Consider the following 2,242-nt stretch of genomic DNA (forward strand, 5'->3'; position numbering starts at 1 on the left):
CGTTTCGCAATCTTCGTTAGAACATCAAACGTTAAAGGGTGGTATTTCAAGGTCGACTCCATAATCACTGGCGTGACTACTTCTAAGTCTCCCACCTATCCTACACATCAAAATTCAATGTTCAGTGTCAAGCTATAGTAAAGGTTCACGGGGTCTTTCCGTCTAGCCGCGGGTACACCGCATCTTCACGGCGATTTCAATTTCACTGAGTCTCGGGTGGAGACAGCCTGGCCATCATTATGCCATTCGTGCAGGTCGGAACTTACCCGACAAGGAATTTCGCTACCTTAGGACCGTTATAGTTACGGCCGCCGTTTACTGGGGCTTCGATCAGGAGCTTCTCTTTCGATTACACCATCAATTAACCTTCCAGCACCGGGCAGGCATCACACCCTATACGTCCACTTTCGTGTTTGCAGAGTGCTGTGTTTTTAATAAACAGTTGCAGCCAGCTGGTATCTTCGACCGGTTCAACCTTCGCCCGCGAGGGACTACAATCTACGCCGGCGCACCTTCTCCCGAAGTTACGGTGCTATTTTGCCTAGTTCCTTCACCCGAGTTCTCTCAAGCGCCTGAGTATTCTCTACCTGACCACCTGTGTCGGTTTTCAGTACGGTTTAGTAAAGCCTGTCGCTTAGTGGCTTTTCCTGGAAGTGTGGTATCGGTTACTTCAGCTCCGTAGAGCCTCGTCATCATCTCTCAGTGTTAAGGAAGTTCGGATTTGCCTAAACTTCCCACCTACCAACTTAAACGCACATATCCAACAGTGCGATAACCTAACCTGCTCCGTCCCCACATCGCAGCTTTACCAAGTACAGGAATATTAACCTGTTTCCCATCGACTACGCTTTTCAGCCTCGCCTTAGGGGCCGACTCACCCTGCCCCGATTAACGTTGGACAGGAACCCTTGGTCTTCCGGCGAACGGGTTTTTCACCCGTTTTATCGTTACTTATGTCAGCATTCGCACTTGTGATACGTCCAGCATGCTTCTCAACACACCTTCATCCGCTTACACAACGCTCCCCTACCCAACAGTATTGCTACTGATGCCGCAGCTTCGGTGCTATATTTGAGCCCCGTTACATCTTCCGCGCAGGCCGACTCGACTAGTGAGCTATTACGCTTTCTTTAAATGATGGCTGCTTCTAAGCCAACATCCTAGCTGTCTAAGCCTTCCCACTTCGTTTCCCACTTAATATAGACTTTGGGACCTTAGCTGGCGGTCTGGGTTGTTTCCCTCTCCACGACGGACGTTAGCACCCGCCGTGTGTCTCCTGAGTATCACTCTTCGGTATTCGTAGTTTGCATCGGGTTGGTAATCCGGGATGGACCCCTAGCCGAAACAGTGCTCTACCCCCGAAGGTGTCCGCTCAAGGCTCTACCTAAATAGATTTCGGGGAGAACCAGCTATCTCCCGGTTTGATTGGCCTTTCACCCCCAGCCACAAGTCATCCGCTAATTTTTCAACATTAGTCGGTTCGGTCCTCCAGTTAGTGTTACCCAACCTTCAACCTGCCCATGGCTAGATCACCGGGTTTCGGGTCTATACCTTGCAACTAGACGCCCAGTTAAGACTCGGTTTCCCTTCGGCTCCCCTATTCGGTTAACCTCGCTACAAAATATAAGTCGCTGACCCATTATACAAAAGGTACGCAGTCACCCTTAAAGGGCTCCCACTGCTTGTACGTACAAGGTTTCAGGTTCTATTTCACTCCCCTCACCGGGGTTCTTTTCGCCTTTCCTTCACAGTACTGGTTCACTATCGGTCAATCAGGAGTATTTAGCCTTGGAGGATGGTCCCCCCATCTTCAAACAGGATATCACGTGTCCCGCCCTACTTATCGTTAGCTTAGTACCATGACCTGGACTTCGAGTACGGGGCTATCACCCTGTGTCGCTAAGCTTCCCAGCTTGTTCCTCTGTCTCTGTCATTATCACTAACAGGCTCCTTCGCGTTCGCTCGCCGCTACTAACGAAATCTCGGTTGATTTCTTTTCCTCGGGGTACTTAGATGTTTCAGTTCTCCCGGTTTGCCTCACTTACCTATGTATTCAGTCAGTGATAGTAGATTCTTCATCTACTGGGTTTCCCCATTCGGACATCTTGGATTAAACGCCTCTTATCGACTCATCCAAGCTTTTCGCAGATTAGCACGTCCTTCTTCGCCTCTGATTGCCAAGGCATCCACCTTGTACGCTTAGTCACTTAACTATACAACCTCAAAAATTCTTGATGTTGTG

Annotated in this window: 1 rRNA gene; it reads right to left on the bottom strand. The window is 49.5% G+C overall.

Features of this window, described 5'->3' with window-relative positions:
* Positions 1-2,213: ribosomal RNA gene (locus ACXVWB_RS11175) — 23S ribosomal RNA — on the bottom strand; the annotation flags it as partial.
* Between the last annotated feature and the right edge of the window lie 29 nt (positions 2,214-2,242).

Source organism: Haemophilus sp. SZY H53, from assembly GCF_054332375.1.